The organism is Streptomyces sp. WM6386 (assembly GCF_000972385.1).
Lineage (GTDB): Bacteria > Actinomycetota > Actinomycetes > Streptomycetales > Streptomycetaceae > Streptomyces.
The window spans coordinates 1-341 of record NZ_JXTE01000699.1; the positions used below are offsets into that span (position 1 = coordinate 1).

The following is a 341-nucleotide window of genomic DNA, read 5'->3' on the forward strand; positions in this document are numbered from 1 at the left end:
AGACCAGCCTCATCAAGGCCCTCACCGGTGCGGTGACCCCCGACGCGGGCGAGATACGGCTCAACGGCGAACCCATCAGCTTCTCCGGCCCGCAGAGCGCCCGCGCCCACGGCATCGAGACGGTGTATCAGGACCTCGCGGTGGCGGCCTCCATGGACATCGCGTCGAATGTGTTCCTCGGCCGCGAACTGCGCCGCCCCGGCATCCTCGGCAGGCCCTTCCGCATGCTCGACAAGAAGCGCATGCGTCAGGAAGCAGCCGAGCACATGGCCGACCTGAAGATCGGCCTGCGCTCGCTCACCCAGTCGGTCGAGACCCTCTCCGGCGGACAGCGGCAGGCC

General features: G+C 68.9%; 1 protein-coding gene. It reads left to right on the top strand.

From position 1 onward, the window contains the following. A partial coding sequence (locus TN53_RS43295) for an ATP-binding cassette domain-containing protein (RefSeq protein WP_046264424.1) occupies positions 1-341 on the top strand: 341 nt, incomplete at both ends.